Below are 16,064 nucleotides of genomic sequence, written 5' to 3'. Positions count from 1 at the left end.
CGGAGCAGCACGATGACTGACTTCCTCAACGCCCTCTTGAGCGGCGCCGGCTTCGGCGCCCTGTACGGACTCGTGGCGCTGGGCTTGGTCGTGATCTTCAAGAGCACCGGAATCCTGAACTTCTCGGGCGGGGCCCTGATGGCCGTGGGCGGTGTGGTCGCGGCCGGCCTCGGCGCCCAGGGGTTCTGGATCGCCGCCGGAATCGCCGTCGTGGCCGTCGCGGGGGTGGGGGCGGTGGCCAACCTCACGGTCATGCGCCCCCTCCTGGGACGTGGCCTGTTCCCCGGTGTCATGGTCACCATCGGTCTGACCAGCGTCATCGAAGGAAGCAGCGGCATCCTCTTCGGACGGCAGCCGCGCTTCCTGGCGGATCCGATCGGGGTTCCGACCTTCCAACTCCCGTTCGGGACGTCGATGTCCAGCACGCTGGCGGTCGCCTTCGGGCTGTCGGCCGCGGCGACGGCTCTGCTGGCCGTCGCGTTCAGGCGGACCTCGGTCGGCCTCCAGCTTCGCGCCGCGGCCGTACGGCCGGAGGTGGCGGCGATGTTCGGCGCGAACCCCGGGCGGATCTTCACCTACGCGTGGGCGGTCGCCGGCGGCCTGGCCGCGCTGGCCGGCGCGCTGCTCGCCTCCCTGACCGTGGCGGACATCTCCATCGCGGCCTTCGCCCTGCGCGCCTTCGCAGCCATGATCGTCGGTGGCGTGGACAGCCTCGGCGGGGCGTTCCTCGGCGGCATCCTGGTGGGCGTCACCGAGCTGCTGGCCGGAACCTACCTCGGCGACGACTTCCGGCTGCCCTCGACGATGGTCGTCCTCATGGTCTTCCTGATGGTCCGGCCACAGGGCCTGTTCGGCACCCCGGAGGTGGTCCGGCCATGACGCAATCCACCAGCCTTGCCCCACCCCTGGCCCGGCCACGGGCGGCCGGGCGGCGGACGGTCCTGGCGGCGCTGGCCGTCGCGATCATCGCCGTCCTGCCACTGGTGGTCTCGCCGTACTGGACGACCGTCGCGACCAACGCCGCACTCGCGTTCGCGATCGCGGCGCCGCTCAACCTGCTCACCGGCAACGCCGGTCAGTTCTCGCTGGGTAACGCGGCATTCCTGGTCGTCGGCGCGTACACCGGGGCATATGTCACGTTCACCTTCGACCTCGAGCTCCCGATCGCCATGCTGGCGGCCGCGGCGGCCGGCGCGCTGGTCGGACTCATCGTCGGGCTCCCGTCGCTCCGCCTGCGCGGCGCCTATCTCCTCATGTCCACCCTGGCCGCGCACTACATCCTGGTGTTCGCCGCCCTGAAGTTCCAGACGAGTCAGTTCGGCGCCGCCGGTGCGATCTTTCCGCCGCTGCGCATCGCCGGCGTGGACCTCAGCGGCGAACGGTCCATGTACTTCGTCATCGCCGTGTTCGCGGCGCTGATCGGACTGATCATCGCCAACATCATGCGAAGCGGCCATGGCCGGGCGCTGGAGGCGGTGAAGGCTCGTGACGTGGCCGCCGCGGCCTGCGGGATCTCGGTGGCCCGCGCGAAGCTGTGGGTGTGGTCGCTGACCTCGGCGATGATCGCTGCCGCGGGAGTCCTGCAGGCGTACTACCTCGGCTCCGCCAGTGTGGAGTACTACACGCTCAACCTGGCGATCACGTACGTCGCGATGATCCTCGTGGGCGGACTCGGCAGCCTCGGCGGCTCGCTCCTGGGCGCCTGTTTCGTGACGCTCGTGCCGGTGGGCGTCAACCACCTCTCGGACGCGTACGGCGGCGAGGGCGGCGGCATCCTCGCCTATCCGCACGAGCTGCAGACGGTCATCTACGGGCTCATCATCATCGCCTTCGTCCTCCTCAAACCCGACGGGCTGATCGGCTTGGTTCGATCGGCGACGGACCGGGTTGTCCGCGTACGGCAGGGCAGGTGACACCGGTGCGGCAGCAGTTCCTCTCGGTTCGCGACCTCGACGTCGCCTACGCCAGCGGAGCACACGCCCTGCGGGGCGTCTCCATCGAGGTGGGCGCGGGCGAGCGGGTCGGCATCGTCGGCGCCAACGGCGCGGGCAAGACCACGGTGGCCCGTGCGGTGACCGGCCTGTCCTCCGCCTTCCGGGCCACCGTCCGCCATGGCCGGATCTCGCTCGCCGGCAAGGACATGACCCGGTGGCCGGCCTGGCGGGTGCTCGGTGCGGGGGTGGTCACCATACCCGAGGGCCGTGGCGTGATCAGCAACATGACGGTTGAGGACAACCTGCGGCTGGTGCTCGCGGCGATGCCCCGTTCGCGTCGCCCCGCCGTCGCCGAGGCGTACGCGATGTATCCGGTGCTCGGCGAGCGTCGCAGATCCATGGCGGGGTTGCTGTCCGGCGGCGAGCAGCAGATGCTGGCCGTCGCCCGCGCCCTGCTGGCCAGACCCCGCCTGATCGTCGCCGACGAGCTCTCCCTCGGACTCGCGCCGCGAATCGTCACGGAGATCCTCGACGGCCTGGCGGCGCGCGCGGCCGATGAGGGAACCGCCGTCCTCATGATCGAGCAGGCGGTCGTGATGTCCCTGCGGTTCGTGGACCGCGCGTACGTCCTCGACCAGGGGACGGTCGTCGCCCAGGGCACCAGTGACGAACTGCGGCAGGCGGGTGACACGACGGCCCGCTACCTCGGGGTCGCGGACCTGAGCCGATCGGAGGAACTGCTGTGAAAGGCTCGCTTCCGGGCGAACTCGTGATCGACCGGCTCGGTCTGCGCTTCGGCGGCGTGGTCGCGCTGCGCGAGGTCTCCCTCACGCACCATCCGGACGAGGTGCTCGGCATCATCGGCCCCAACGGCGCCGGCAAGACCAGCCTGATCAACGCGGTCACCGGCATCTACCCACCCAGCGCGGGTTCGGTCCGGTACCGGGGAACGCCGCTGACCGGCCTGTCACCGGAGTCGATCGTGGCCACCGGGATCGCCAGGACCTTCCAGCACAACCAGCTCTGCGGCGACCTGACCGTGCGCGAGAACGTGCTGCTCGGCTGCCACCTCCGGCTCGGCTACGGGGTGGTCAAGGCCGCCCTCGGGATCGGACCGGCGCGGCGGGCAGAACGCCGGCTGCGTGGCGAGGTGGAGCCGCTGCTCGAACTGCTGAATCTGGAACACGCCGCCGACGAGCGGGCCGGCTCACTGCCGTACGGCCTGCAGAAGAGGGTCGAGATGGCACGGGCGCTGGCCCTGCGCCCGACCACCCTGCTGCTCGACGAGCCGGCCGCCGGGACCAGCGACGCGGACCGCGCCGCCCTCGTACGGATCATCAAACACCTGCGCGGGGAAGGCTCGTGCTCGGTCGTTCTCATCGAGCACGACGTGGGCCTGGTGATGGAGGTCAGCGATCGCGTCGCCGTCCTCGACTGGGGCGAGTGCATCGTGGTCGACACCCCGGAGGTGATCGCGACCGACGCCCGGGTGCTGGCCGCCTACCTCGGTGTCGACGACACCCACGCAGACGTGTCCGAGTCAGCCTGAAATCGACGACAGCCGGAGGTCCAATGACCGACTCCTCCTTGTTTCTCGACCGCACCCTGACCGGCATGCTGCTCAAGCAGGCGGAGGCGGCGCCCGAGAAGGTGGCCCTGACCATCGTCGGCGACGATCTCACCTACGCCGACCTCGTGCGCCGCTCCAACGCCATGGCGCGCGGGCTCCGGCAGCTCGGTGTCGGGCGCGGCTCCGTGGTGGCCGTGCTGGCGGAGAACTGCGCCGACCAGGTGCTCATCCAGTTCGCCACGGCCCGGCTGCGGGCCATCGAGGTGATGATCAACACCGCGTACCGTGGCACGTTCCTCTCACACCAGCTCCGGGCCAGCGGCGCCGAGGTGATGGTGGTCGATGACGCGCTGGTGCCGACCGTGCTGGAGATACTCGGCGAGGTGCCCTCGCTCCGCCACCTCGTGGTGCGGGGCCACCAGACGCCGCGCGTCCCCGGCGTGACCGTGAGCACCGTCGCCGCGCTCCGGGACTGCGACGACGGACCACTCTCCGACCTGGTCGATCCCCGGTGGACCGACCCGTCCACGATCACCTTCACGTCCGGGACGACCGGCCCCTCCAAGGGCGCCACGATGACCCAGAACTACCTGTGCAACTTCGCGGAGATCGAGGCACAGATCTGGTACCGAGGCCCCGAGGACACCTTCTATTCCTGCGGGCCGCTGTTCCATCTCGCGGCGAAGGGCATCGCCGTGCTGGGTGCGATGCGGCGCGGCGTGCGCTGCGTCCAGGACGAGCGCCTGAGCGTTTCGGGGTTCTGGCGGCGGATCAGGGAGGAGAACTGCAACGCCACCCTCATGCTCGGTTCCGTGGCGATGCTGCTGTGGACCCGGGAGCCGTCCGACGACGAGGGCATAGACACCGTGGTGGGGGTGCCGGCGCCACCCCCTTCGCTGCAACCCGCGATGGAAGAACGCTGGAAATGCAAGTTCGAGAGCGTCTACGGCCTGAGCGAGGCGGCCCCGCTCTCGCGCACGGGCCCGGACATCCCGTTGCGGCCGGGATCGTCGGGGAAGATCGTGCGGGAGTACTTCGACGTGCGCGTCTTCGACGACAACGACTTCGAGCTGCCGAGGGGCGAGGTCGGCGAGGTGGTCGTCCGGCCGATGCAGCCGCACTCGATCTTCGAGGGCTACTACGGCGAACCCGAGGCGACCGCCCTCAAGTTCAGAAACCTGTGGTTCCACACCGGTGACCTGGGGCGCATCGACGAGGACGACTACTTCTACTTCGAGGATCGTAAGGACGACTACCTGCGGCGGCGCGGCGAGAACATCTCGTCGTACGAGGTGGAGACCGCGATCATCCGCCATCCCGCGGTGCTGCAGGTCGGCGTCGTCGGCGTGCGGAGCGAGATGGCCGAACAGGAGGTCAAGGCCAGCGTCGTGCTGAGGGACGGGGCGACCCTCGGCTACGAGGAGTTCATCGAGCACTGCATCGCGAACATGCCGTATTTCGCCGTCCCGCGGTACGTGGAGTTCCTCGGCGAACTGCCGTTCACGCCAAGCGGCAAGATGCAGAAGGAGAAGATCCGGGCGGCCGGCACGGAAGGCTGCTGGGACCGGGAGAAGGCGGGGATCCGGCTCAGCGGCAAGTCCCGGGCGCGGCAGGGCGCGGTGACCTCGTGAACGCGCGGGACCCCCACGGGCCCCTGGCGGCCCTGCGTGTCGTCGAGATCGGGTCGATCGGCCCCGGGCCGTTCTGCGCCATGATGCTCGCCGACCTGGGCGCCGAGGTGATCCGCGTCGACCGCCTGGACGGCGCGGGACCGGTCGGGCCCGGCAGCGACCACGCGCACGAGCTGATGAACCGCGGCCGGCGTTCGGCCGGGGTCGACCTGAAGCATCCACACGGCCCCGGTGTCGTGCTGCGCCTCGTCGAACAGGCCGACGTGTTGATCGAGGGCTTTCGCCCGGGGGTGGCCGAACGCCTGGGCATCGGGCCGGCGGAGTGCCTGGCCCGCAATCCGCGGCTGGTCTACGGCCGGATGACCGGTTACGGCCAGGACGGGCCCGGCGCGCAGACCGTCGGCCACGACCTCAACTACATCGCCGCCAACGGCGTGCTCAGCATGGTCGGCCGGCACGGACAGCCGCCGACACCGCCGTTGAACCTGGTCGGCGACATCGGCGGAGGCGGCCTCATCCTGGCCTTTGGCCTGCTGGCCGCACTGCTCGAACGAAACCTGTCGGGTCGGGGTCAGGTCGTCGACGCGGCCATGGTGGACGGCGCCGCCGTACTGGCGACGCAGTTCTTCGGCTGGGTGCAGACCGGCGAATGGTCGCTCGATCGGGGGACCAACATGATCGACAGCGGGGCGCCCTACTACGAGGTGTACGAGACCGCGGACGGCCGCTGGCTCAGCGTCGCCGCCGTCGAGCCGCGCTTCTACGCCGCCCTGCTGAAGCTGTTCGAACTCGACGCCGTGGACCTGCCGGACCGGGACGATCCGGCGACCTGGCCGGAGCTGAAGGCAACCTTCGCGGCCGTCGTCAGGAGCCGCACCCGCGAGGAGTGGTGTGCGCTGGCCGCCGGCCTGGACGCGTGCGTCGCGCCCGTTCTGGGTCCCGAGGAGGTGGAGGCGGACGAGCACCTCAGCGCGCGCGGCACCTTCGTACGCAACGACGGCGTTCTGCAGCCCGCCCCCGCGCCCCGGTTCAGCCGTACCCCGGCCCGGTTGACCCGGCCACCCGCCCGTCCCGGCGAGCACACCGCCGAGGCGCTGGCCGACTGGGGGTTCTCCGCCGCCGATGTCGCGGATCTGCGGGCGGCAAAGGTCATCGCGCGAGGGGACGCCAATGAGTGAGCGCACCGACTTCGACGGCTTCGACCTCTACGACCCCGGCTACCTGGCCGACCCGGAGTCGATCTGGAGGCCGATGCGGGACCGCTGCCCGGTCGCCCACAGCGACAGTCGCGGCGGTGCGTGGCTGCTCTCGCGGCACGGGGACATCTGCGCCGTCGCCCTCGATCCCGACACGTTCTCGTCCCGAGCGGGTGAGGTCACCGGGCCGGTGCCGGCGCCCGGACGCGAACTGAAGATCCCGCCGGTCAGCTCCGATCCGCCGGACCACGCACGCGACCGCAGGCTGCTGATGCCGTTGTTCGGCAAGGAGGCGGTGGCCGGGCTCGAACCGTTGACCCGGCGCACGGCCCGCGAGCTGGTGGCGTCGATCGTGACTTCCGACGCGGTCAGGGCGGGCCACCCGGTCGACGCGGTCGCGGAGTACGCGCGCGTGATCCCCGTCGTGGTGACCACGAAGATGCTCGACCTGCCCGCGGCCGACGAGGAGTTGTTCCGGCAATGGACGCTCCGGATGCTCAAGGACGGCGCGCAGGACTACGCGGCAAGGGCCGAGGCCGTCCGCGCCATCCAGAGCTACTTCAGGGCCCGGCTGCACTCTTCGACGCCGGGTGAGGCCGGGGGAGTCATGGGCCACCTGCTCCGCAGGCGGGCCGAGGGCGAGCCGCTGAGCGACGAGCGGATCGTCGGCATGTGCTTCCTCATGCTCATCGCCGGCATCGACACCACGTGGAGCGCACTCGGGTCGGCGTTGTGGCACCTGGCCGCGCACCCGGAACATCGCCGGCTCCTGGCGCGCAGGCCCGAGCTCATCCCCAACGCCGTCGAGGAGTTCCTGCGGGTGTACGCCCCCGTCACGATCGGCAGGGTGGTCACCAGGGACGCCACGATCGGGGGCCGCACCCTCCGTGCGGGCGATCGGGTGGTGCTGCCGTGGGCCGCGGCGAACCTGGACCCGGCGGTGCATCCGGCGTCGAGCGAGGTGCGCATCTCCGCGCACCGCCCGCGTCACCTGGCGTTCGGTCTTGGCATTCACCGATGCCTGGGCGCACAGCTGGCACAGATGGAACTGCGCGTGGCGCTTGAGGAGTGGCTCACCCGGATCCCGGAGTTCGTACCGGCGTCACCCGAGGTGCGCTGGAGCGGTGGCAACACGCGCGGGCCGGAGTCGCTGCCGGTCAGGATCCCGTCGTCCGCGTCCGCGCGATGAGCGCCTCGGAGGTCCCTGGCGTGCGCGAGCACTTCAACCTCTGGCTCGGCCGGCGCCAGCCGCCCGGTACGGAGGATCCCGCCTTTACCCGGATGGCCGACGCGGTCCGCGGACTGCAGGACAAGTTCACCGCCTCGCGCCCGCCACCGGCGCTGGCGGCTCGCTCGGCGGACACCATCGAGGAACTGGTCGCCGCGCTCGCGCGGTACCAGGTCGGGGAGCCCGACCAGGTGGCCGGCCGCCAGTTCGCCGCGGTCGCGCGAGGCCAGACGTTCGTTCCGCCGTTGGAGATCGACGCGTTCGACGGAGACTCGGTCACGGCCCGGGTCTCCTTCGGGCGGTTCTACCTGGGGAGCAACGGCGCGGTACACGGCGGGGCGATCTCGCTGGTGTTCGACGACCTGCTCGGCCAGGTGGCCAACGCGCCGGGGAAACCGCGGGCCCGGACGGCGTCGCTCAGTGTGGATTACCGCCGCGTCGTTCCCATCGAGACCGAGCTGATCGTCACCGCGCACACCAGCCGGATCGAGGGGCGCAAGGTGTTCGTCGGCGGAGCCCTGAGATCTGACAGTGAAATTCTCGCCGAGGCGATGGGGCTGTTCGTGCGTCTCCTGGCCCATCAGCAGTGATCCTCGGGCAGCTGTGACGGTTGACACGTTAAATTCACAATGCAAAGCTGCACCCACAGTGCAAAAAAGGAAGTGAGGCCCGATGGACGGCGATGTGCTGTGGACGCCGCCGGCGAACGCCAGGCAGCGCACCAGGATGGGTCGGCTGATGGAACGCATCGAGATGCGCCACGGCGTCGCCCTGGACACCTACGACGCCTTCTGGCGATGGTCGGTGGAGAATGTCGGGACCTTCTACGCCGAGCTGGCCGAGTTCGCCGGCGTCCGGTTCGACACGCCTCCCGAGACCGTGCTCACGACGCTCCGGGTCCCCGACGCGGAATGGTTCGTCGGGGCCACCCTGAACTACGCCGAGCACGTGTTCCGCGGCATGCCGGAGGGCACGGTCATCCGTGCCGTGTCCGAGGCGCGCGGCGCGCATGACGTGACCGCCGACGAGCTGCGTGACATGGTCGGGCGCATCCGCCGCGGCCTGGTCGAGATGGGGGTGGGCAAGGGCGACCGGGTCGCCGGCTACCTGCCGCACATCCCCGAGACGATCGCCGCCTTTCTCGCCGTGGCCAGCCTGGGCGCGATCTGGTCGGTGTGCCCGCCCGAGTTCGGCGTGAACAGCGTGGTGGACCGGCTCAGCCAGGTGGCGCCGAAGGTCGTCATCGCGGTCGACGGCTACCGGTTCGGCGGCAGGGACTTCGACCGCGGCGACCTGGTGCGCGAGATCCTGGCCGCGCTGCCGAGCGTGGAGAGCGTGGTGTGGCTGCCGTACCTGAGACCCGACCGCCAGCCGGAGGGCATCAGGACGTGGGACGAGGTCTTCGCCGAGCCCGGCGAGGTCGAGTTCGAGAGCGTCCCCTTCGACCACCCGCTGTACGTGCTCTTCACCTCGGGCACGACCGGCCTGCCCAAGGCGGTGCCCCACTCGCATGGTGGTCCGTTGCTCGAGCACCACAAGTGGCTGGGCCTGCACGCCGACCTCGGCCCCGGCGACCGGTTCTTCTGGTTCTCCACCACGGGCTGGGTGGTGTGGAACATCAGCATCTCCGCGCTCACGGCCGGCGCCTCCATCGTCGTGATGGACGGGAGCCCGACCCACGACGGGCTCGACAAGCAGTGGCGGATGATCGGCGACCTCGGAATCACCCACTTCGGAGCGTCCACGGCGTTCGTGCTGGCGTGCAAGGAGGCGGGCATGAAGCCGGGCAGGGACTTCGACCTCGCGCCGATGCGGGTCGCGCTGATCGGCGGGTCGCCGTTCCCGCCCGAGGGCTGGGAATGGTTCTACCGCGAGGTCCGTGCCGACATCCTGGTGGGCTGCTCCAGCGGAGGCACCGACGTGGCCGGGACGTTCATCGGGGGTTCCCCGCTGGTTCCGGTCCGGTCCGGGCGTCAGGCCTGCGTGTACCTCGGCGTCCGGGTCGAGGCGTGGGACGAGGCAGGCAAACCGGTCATCGGTGCGCCCGGCGAGCTCGTGGTGACGACGCCGCTGCCGTCCATGCCCAAGGCGCTGTGGGGTGAGGACGGCGAGACCCGGCTGCGGGAGACCTACTACCAGAACTTCCCGGACGTCTGGGACCAGCAGGACTGGGCGATCTTCTACGAGGACGGCTCGTGCGCGGTGATCGGCCGGTCCGACGCCACCCTGAACAGGGCCGGCGTGCGGCTCGGCCCGTCCGAGTACTACGCCGCGCTGGAGGCGATGCCGGAGATCTGCGAGAGCGTCGTGGTGCACGTCCAGTCGGGCTCCAGCAAGGACGGCGAGCTCATGCTGTTCCTGGTCCTCGCGGACGGGGTCCGGCTGGACGCGTCCCTGGCGGACAGGGTCAGAGGCGAGCTGGCGAGGCGCCTGTCGCCCCGGCACGTGCCCGACGCCATCCACGCCGTCGCGGACCTGCCGAAGACCCTCACGGGCAAGCGTCTGGAGGTGCCCATCCGCCGGATCCTGGAAGGCGCCGATCCGGACACCGTGACCAGCCGCGGCACGCTGGCGAACCCCGAGGCGCTCGGCCCCTTCGTGGAACTGGCCAGGCAACGCGCCTCAGCGAAGGCTTGACCCGGTGGAGCAGCCGCAACCCGGGTTCGAACCCCTGACGCCGACGGCTTTCCTCCGGCGCTCGACGCACGTCCACGCCGAGAGCATCGCGGTCGTGGACGGCGACCGCACCTTCACGTACGCGCAGTTCGGGGCGCGCAGCCTCGCGCTGACCGGCGTGCTCGCGGCGTACGGCGTGGGACCGGGCGACCGGGTGGCCGCGTTGTGCACCAACAGCCACGTGATGCTCGAACTGCACAACGCCGTCCCGATGCGCGGCGCCGTGCTGGTACCGCTGAACTTCCGGCTCGCCGTGGACGAGCTGGTCTACATCGTCGACCATTCCGGGGCGCGCCTGCTGGTCGCGACGGATGAGCTGGCCGCCGTCGCGCGGGCGGTGGCCGAACGGACCGGCGCACGGTTGCTCGTCGCCGGCGAGGCGGCGGACGAGTACGAGTCCGCAATGGCCGGTGCCGCACCGGCGACGGTACCCGTGGACGACGAACGGGGTCTGCTCGCGATCAACTACACCAGCGGCACGACCGGACGGCCCAAGGGCGTGATGTACCACCACCGCGGCGCGTACCTGCAGGCGCTGGCGATGGCGTTCCACGCGTCGCTCAGCTCGGACAGCCGGTACCTGTGGACCCTGCCGATGTTCCACTGCAACGGATGGTGCTTCACCTGGGCGGTCACGGCGGCGGGCGGCACGCACGTCTGCCTGCGTGCCGTGGATCCCGCGCTGATCTGGCGCCGGCTGCGCGCCGACGGCATCACGCACCTGAGCGGGGCGCCCGCGGTGCTGCGGCTCATCGCCGACGCCGACGGGGCCGCCGGGCCGCGGCTTCCGTCACCGGTCCGCGTCGGCACCGGAGGCGCGCCGCCCTCTCCGGCGCTGCTGAAGCGGTTCGAGGCGCTGAACATGTCGGTGCAGCATCTCTACGGCCTCACCGAGACGTTCGGGCCCATCGTGGTCAACGACTGGCAGAGCCGGTGGGACGCGGGCTCCCCGGAGACGGTGGCCAGGCTGAAGGCGCGTCAGGGCGTGGGCAACGTGATCGCCACGCCGGTCCGCGTCGTCGACGCGGAGGGGCGGGACGTGCCGGCCGACGCCCGGACCTCGGGCGAGATCGCCGTACGCGGCAACAACGTCATGCTCGGCTACTACCGGGACGAAGCGGCGACCGCCGCGGCCGTCCCGGACGGCTGGTTCCGCACCGGAGACCTGGCCGTGCGTCATCCCGACGGGTACATCGAGATCACTGACCGGCGCAAGGACGTCATCATCTCGGGCGGCGAGAACATCGCCTCCGTCGAGGTCGAGCGCGTTCTCGACGGACATCCCGCGGTGCTGGAGAGCGCGGTCGTGGGGGTGCCGGACGACCGCTGGGGAGAGGTGCCGGTCGCCTACGTGAGCGTACGCCCGGGTTGTGCGGTGTCACCCGATGAGCTGGTGGCCTTCGTGCGCGAGCACATCGCCGGGTTCAAGGTTCCGAAGGCCTTCGTGTTCGGCGAGATCCCCAAGACCTCCACCGGAAAGTTGCAGAAGCATGTGCTCCGCCAGCGGGCCCGCGAATGATTGCACTGTCAGTACAAATCTTGTACTGTGAATGAAAGCAATCTGATGGGCAGAAAAGGGGTGGCCGCGTGCGGTTGGAAGGGAGCGCGCTTGTCGAGCTGCTGGCGCGGCCGGCGAGCGTCGCCGTGGTGGGTGCGTCGGCCGACCCCCGGCGGTTGTCCGGCCGGCCGCTGGACTACCTCAAGAGGCTCGGGTACGCCGGACGGATCTACGCCGTCAACGCGCGGGCCGACCTGCCGGGCGTCACCACGGTACGGTCCCTGCTCGAACTTGAGCCGGGCTCGGTCGACGTCGCCTTGGTGGCCCTGCCCGCGGAGGGAGTGGTCGCCGCGCTGCGCCAGGCCGAGGAGATCGGAGCCAGGGCCGCGGTCGTCATCGCCAGCGGCTTCGAGGACCGCGACGGGCCGGCCCGCCGGGACCTGGACCGCCTGGCGGCGTCGAGCACACTGCGGATCATCGGTCCCAACTGCGTCGGAACCCTCGGGGTGGCCGCGTCGTCGTACCTGACCTTCTCCAGCGTGCTGCTGCAGGACGTGCCGCGGCCGGGCAGGGTCGGACTGGTCACCCAGAGCGGAGCCCTCGGCAACAGCCTGCTGCAGAGCCTGATCCGCCGGCACGTGGGGTTGAACCAGTGGTTCAGCACCGGTGACGAGACCGACACCGGCGCCATCGAGCTCGCCACCGGGCTGCTGGAGCGCCAGGACGTGGACGCCGTCGGGATGTTCCTCGAAGGCGTGACCGACCGGCACTGGCTCGGTCGGCTGGAGTCCGTGCTCCGCTCGACGGGCAAACCGCTGTTCCTGCTCAAGGCGGCACACAGCGAGAGCGGACGCATGGCGGCGGCCGGGCACACCGGTCGCGTCGTGGGGTCGGCGGACGCGTCGGAGGCGATCCTCGCGCAGGCGGGTGTCCGGCAGGTCGCCAGCCTGGCGGAGCTGGCCGACGCCCTCGTCGTGGCCGGGGCGAACCCCGGCCTGCTGCGTACCGCGCTGCCGTCGGTGTCATTGGTGTCCGTCTCGGGCGCCGCCGGGGTGATCGGCGCGGACCGGGTGGCTCAGGACCCTCGGCTGCGTATGGCCGCGGTCGCCGGCGAGCACCTTCCGCTGGATGACCGGCTGCGCCCGCAGAACCCGCTCGACGTGCCGTTCATCAACGAGACCGGTGTCTTCACCGACGCCGTCGGCGCGATGGGCACCAGCCGGTCGGTGGACATCGTGGTGGGCGTGGAATCCTCGCTCGCGCACGACCGCGAGGAACTCGTCGCGAAGGTGGTGGCCGCGCCCGCCGCGCCCGTCGTGCTGACCTCCCTGTCCGAGGACGACACCATGCCCGCGCACCTGACCGAGGCGCTTCGCGGCGCGGGCATCGCCTACCTGCCGACGGTCGACCGGGCGGTGCGCGCGATCGCCTTGTGTGCCGCCGCGCCCACCGGAGACACCGAGCCGGAACACGACCATACGAGTCCGGCGGACCTGCGCGGGATCGAGTGGGTGGCCGACCGGCTCCCTGACGATCTGCCCTGGGTTCGCTGGCGGGTGCTCGCCGACGAACCGGCAGTCGACCTGGCGGTGCCTCCCTATGTCGTCAAGGCCGCGGGCAGGACGATTCTGCACCGTACGGAACTGGGCGCCGTGCGCGTCGTGCGTACGGCGGATGAGGCCGTCGAGGCCGTCGAGGCCGTCCGGGCGGTGTGCCGGCGGTACGGCGACGCGGTCATGGTGCAGGACCTGGCGCCGGACGGCTTCGAAGTCCTGGTCTCCGTGCTCGACGATCCCGAGTTCGGGCCGGTGGCGTTCGTCCGGCCCGGCGGGACCCTGGCCGAGCTGATGTCCGGCCAGGCGGTGGTCTGGAGCGGCTGGCCGGAGCGGCGCCGGCTCGATGTGTTGCGCGCCTCCCGGATCGGCGAGCTGCTGGAGTCCTACCGAGGCGGAAAACGCTACGACATCGAGGAGCTGTCCCGAGTCGTGTCCCAGGCGCTCGCCGCGGTCGCGGGTGGCCTGGAGTTCCTTGAGCTCAATCCGGTCATCGTGCATGAGAACGGGATCAGCCTCGTGGACGCGGCCGGTCGGCCGGCGACCACCAACAGCCCAGAAGGAGCGGCATCAGCATGACAGCGGTCAACTTCGACCTGATCTCGGACATCACCGAAGCGGAGATCGCGCGCGTTCGGTCGCTCGAGGGAACGCCGATCCGGATCGAGCAGTGGAACCACGAGGCGTCCTGGGACTCGGTCCGGCACTACGCCTGGGGTCTCGGCGACGACAACCCCCTCTACTGCGACCCCGGGTACGCCGAGGCGACGCCGTACGGCACGCTGATCGCTCCGCCGACGTTCCCGTTCACCGCGTTCGACGGCGCCATCGGCGCGGGAATGCCCGGCGTCCAGCCGATCTACGCGGGCACCGACTGGACCTTCCACCGGCGGGTCAGGCGAGGCGACCGCGTCATCGCGTCCGCCGCCTTCGGCCCGGTCGTCCGCCGGTCCGGGCGCAACGCGGCCGACATGGTCATCCAGTCGGCGCTCTGCCGCTACGAGAACCAGGACGGTGAACTGATCGCCGAGTCCGTCGCCCGCACGTTCCGGGTTCCCCGGCGCGCCGCGACCGACGGGTTGTCGTTCGAGCCCCGCGACGAGACGGTGTGGTCCGACGCCCAGCTCGACGAGATCCGGTCGGAGGCGGTGTCGGAGTACCGGCGGGGGCCGGAGGCGCTGAGTGGTGTGGCGGTAGGGGAGGAGGTGCCCGCCGTCGTCAAGGGGCCCATCGGACGCATCGACATGACGGCGTACTACGCCGGATGCCCGGGAAGCCCTGGCTACAAGTCCGTCGAGCTCGCCTGGAAGTACCGCGAATGGGCGCGCACCGATCCGCGGCGGCTGCCGTCGAACTACGACCCCTCGTACTTCTGGGAGCGGGTGCTGCCGAGCATCGGCCACCAGGACACCACCGCGGCCCGTGAGCTCGGCATGCCGGGGGCCTACAACAACGGCCCGCAACGCGTCGGCTGGTTCGCCCACTGCGTGTCGAACTGGATGGGGGACGGCGCCTTCCTGGCCGAACTGAACGTCAGGCTGGGGCGTCCGGAGATCTTCGGCGACGTGGTCCGCATCGGGGGCACGGTCGTCGGCGTGGCCGCTTCGCGGTACACCTTGGAACTAACGGCGACCAACCACCTCGGCGAGCCGACCGCGTCCGCGACCGCCGTGGTCGTCGCCGACGACTATGGCCGGGCGTGACGGCTCCCGGCCAGGAAGGACGACGATGAAGGCGCTGCGCGTGACCCGGGGCGAGGTGGGCGCCCGCCTCGCCGAGGTCCCCGTCCCGGTGCCGCGGGACGACGAGGTGCTCATCCAGGTCAGCGCGGCGGGACTGTGCGGCACCGATGTGCAGGCCGCCTATAGTCCCGGGGCCGGGCTGATCACCAGGCCGGAGCTGACTCTGGGGCACGAGCCCGCGGGCCGGATCGTCGCCCTGGGCCGGACGGTGCGCGGCTGGGCGACCGGCGACCGGGTGGCCGCCTCGTCGATCGTCAGCTGCGGACGCTGCCACCTGTGCTCCCGGGGGATGAGCGAGATCTGCGCCCGCGGCTCGGTCATCGGCCTCAACCACGACGGCGCCGTCGCGGAGTACATGACCGCGCCGGCCGTCAACCTGGTCCGTCTGCCCGACGGGGTGTCCGATGAGGTGGGGGCCATCCTGACCGACGCGATACCGACGCCGTTTCACGCGCTGTACCAGCGCGGGCGGCTGCAGCCCGGGGAGACCGTCGCCATCTTCGGCGTCGGCGGGCTCGGCCAGCACGCCGTCCAGCTGGCGAAGGCGTTCGGCGCGGCGCGGATCATCGCCGTAGACACCAGAGCCGAGCAGTTGGAGCACGCCCGGTCGCTCGGGGCCGACCACGCCTTCCTCGCCGGCGACGAGTCGCTCGGCGACCGGATGCGCGAGGCCAACGGTGGACGTGGGGTCGACCTGGCCGGTGTCTTCGCCGGCTCGTCGGAGGCGATCGCCGCGGCGTTCCGCTCGGTGGGCAAGGGCGGCCGCCTGGTCGTGGTGGGGCTGACCGACGACAACGTGGTCCTGCCGCCCTCGGCGTCGATCGCCCGCCGGGAGATCTCGATCATCGGCTCGGGTGGGTTCCGGCTGGACACGATCGAGCAGCTCGTGGCGCTGGTGGCGGCCGGTCGGCTGGACTTCTCCCGCTCCGTGTCCAACGTGCTGGGACTCGACGAGGCGGAATCGGCCCTCGAACTGCTCCGGGGTCACCACGGCTCGATCCGGCGGGTGGTCGTGGCACCGAAGGGGGAGGTCTAG

13 protein-coding genes are annotated in these 16,064 nt (G+C 70.9%); all 13 read left to right on the top strand.

Annotation, left to right across the window (positions count from 1 at the left end):
• Nucleotides 1–12 precede the first annotated feature (12 nt).
• The 13 genes from KIP79_RS02800 to KIP79_RS02740 all read left to right on the top strand — a co-directional run bounded on the left by KIP79_RS02800 (nucleotide 13) and on the right by KIP79_RS02740 (nucleotide 16,064).
• Nucleotides 13–879, top strand: coding sequence for a branched-chain amino acid ABC transporter permease (locus KIP79_RS02800; protein ID WP_214103090.1), 867 nt, complete (start codon nucleotides 13–15; stop codon nucleotides 877–879).
• Nucleotides 876–1,913 carry a branched-chain amino acid ABC transporter permease gene (locus tag KIP79_RS02795; RefSeq protein WP_214103089.1) on the top strand — a complete coding sequence of 346 codons (1,038 nt, stop codon included), beginning with the start codon at nucleotides 876–878 and terminating at the stop codon, nucleotides 1,911–1,913. Before KIP79_RS02800 ends, KIP79_RS02795 begins: the two co-directional genes overlap by 4 nt.
• A 5-nt stretch (nucleotides 1,914–1,918) precedes the next feature.
• On the top strand, nucleotides 1,919–2,680 hold the full coding sequence (locus tag KIP79_RS02790) for an ABC transporter ATP-binding protein (RefSeq protein ID WP_214103088.1): 762 nt from the start codon (nucleotides 1,919–1,921) through the stop codon (nucleotides 2,678–2,680).
• Entirely contained in the window at nucleotides 2,677–3,483 is an 807-nt protein-coding gene (locus KIP79_RS02785) for an ABC transporter ATP-binding protein (protein ID WP_214103087.1), read from the top strand. The genes KIP79_RS02790 and KIP79_RS02785 overlap by 4 nt, the downstream gene beginning before the upstream one ends.
• Before the next feature lie 23 nt (nucleotides 3,484–3,506).
• On the top strand, nucleotides 3,507–5,135 hold the full coding sequence (locus KIP79_RS02780) for an AMP-binding protein (protein WP_214103086.1): 1,629 nt from the start codon (nucleotides 3,507–3,509) through the stop codon (nucleotides 5,133–5,135).
• Nucleotides 5,132–6,313: a CaiB/BaiF CoA transferase family protein gene (locus KIP79_RS02775; protein ID WP_214103085.1), complete on the top strand. Its 1,182-nt coding sequence runs from the start codon at nucleotides 5,132–5,134 to the stop codon at nucleotides 6,311–6,313. Before KIP79_RS02780 ends, KIP79_RS02775 begins: the two co-directional genes overlap by 4 nt.
• A complete protein-coding gene (locus tag KIP79_RS02770; RefSeq protein WP_214103084.1) occupies nucleotides 6,306–7,520 on the top strand; it encodes a cytochrome P450 in 1,215 nt (404 codons plus the stop codon). The genes KIP79_RS02775 and KIP79_RS02770 overlap by 8 nt, the downstream gene beginning before the upstream one ends.
• Nucleotides 7,517–8,149, top strand: coding sequence for a PaaI family thioesterase (locus KIP79_RS02765; protein ID WP_214103083.1), 633 nt, complete (start codon nucleotides 7,517–7,519; stop codon nucleotides 8,147–8,149). The genes KIP79_RS02770 and KIP79_RS02765 overlap by 4 nt, the downstream gene beginning before the upstream one ends.
• Before the next feature lie 82 nt (nucleotides 8,150–8,231).
• Nucleotides 8,232–10,196 (top strand): acetoacetate--CoA ligase, encoded by a 1,965-nt coding sequence (locus tag KIP79_RS02760; protein ID WP_214103082.1) that lies wholly within the window; start codon nucleotides 8,232–8,234, stop codon nucleotides 10,194–10,196.
• A 4-nt stretch (nucleotides 10,197–10,200) separates the two neighbouring features.
• Nucleotides 10,201–11,754 carry an AMP-binding protein gene (locus tag KIP79_RS02755; RefSeq protein ID WP_308169535.1) on the top strand — a complete coding sequence of 518 codons (1,554 nt, stop codon included), beginning with the start codon at nucleotides 10,201–10,203 and terminating at the stop codon, nucleotides 11,752–11,754.
• 68 nt (nucleotides 11,755–11,822) lie between these two features.
• The gene (locus KIP79_RS02750; RefSeq protein ID WP_214103081.1) at nucleotides 11,823–13,865 is read left to right on the top strand and encodes an acetate--CoA ligase family protein; all 2,043 of its coding nucleotides are present in this window, start codon (nucleotides 11,823–11,825) and stop codon (nucleotides 13,863–13,865) included.
• Nucleotides 13,862–14,989, top strand: a complete 1,128-nt coding sequence (locus KIP79_RS02745; RefSeq protein WP_214103080.1) for an FAS1-like dehydratase domain-containing protein — start codon at nucleotides 13,862–13,864, stop codon at nucleotides 14,987–14,989. Before KIP79_RS02750 ends, KIP79_RS02745 begins: the two co-directional genes overlap by 4 nt.
• Nucleotides 14,990–15,014: 25 nt before the next feature.
• Nucleotides 15,015–16,064, top strand: coding sequence for a zinc-dependent alcohol dehydrogenase (locus KIP79_RS02740; protein ID WP_214103079.1), 1,050 nt, complete (start codon nucleotides 15,015–15,017; stop codon nucleotides 16,062–16,064).

Origin of the sequence: Acrocarpospora catenulata (assembly GCF_018476525.1) — a bacterium.
In the GTDB taxonomy this organism is placed as follows: Bacteria; Actinomycetota; Actinomycetes; order Streptosporangiales; family Streptosporangiaceae; genus Acrocarpospora; species Acrocarpospora catenulata.
This window is presented reverse-complemented; position numbering and strand designations above follow the sequence as displayed.

Coding starts and splice junctions, on each gene's coding strand:
- KIP79_RS02780 (WP_214103086.1), top strand. CDS start 3,507: ATGACCGACTCCTCCTTGTTTCTCGACCGCACCCTGACCGGCATGCTG.
- KIP79_RS02800 (WP_214103090.1), top strand. CDS start 13: ATGACTGACTTCCTCAACGCCCTCTTGAGCGGCGCCGGCTTCGGCGCC.
- KIP79_RS02740 (WP_214103079.1), top strand. CDS start 15,015: ATGAAGGCGCTGCGCGTGACCCGGGGCGAGGTGGGCGCCCGCCTCGCC.
- KIP79_RS02745 (WP_214103080.1), top strand. CDS start 13,862: ATGACAGCGGTCAACTTCGACCTGATCTCGGACATCACCGAAGCGGAG.
- KIP79_RS02770 (WP_214103084.1), top strand. CDS start 6,306: ATGAGTGAGCGCACCGACTTCGACGGCTTCGACCTCTACGACCCCGGC.
- KIP79_RS02760 (WP_214103082.1), top strand. CDS start 8,232: ATGGACGGCGATGTGCTGTGGACGCCGCCGGCGAACGCCAGGCAGCGC.
- KIP79_RS02765 (WP_214103083.1), top strand. CDS start 7,517: ATGAGCGCCTCGGAGGTCCCTGGCGTGCGCGAGCACTTCAACCTCTGG.
- KIP79_RS02795 (WP_214103089.1), top strand. CDS start 876: ATGACGCAATCCACCAGCCTTGCCCCACCCCTGGCCCGGCCACGGGCG.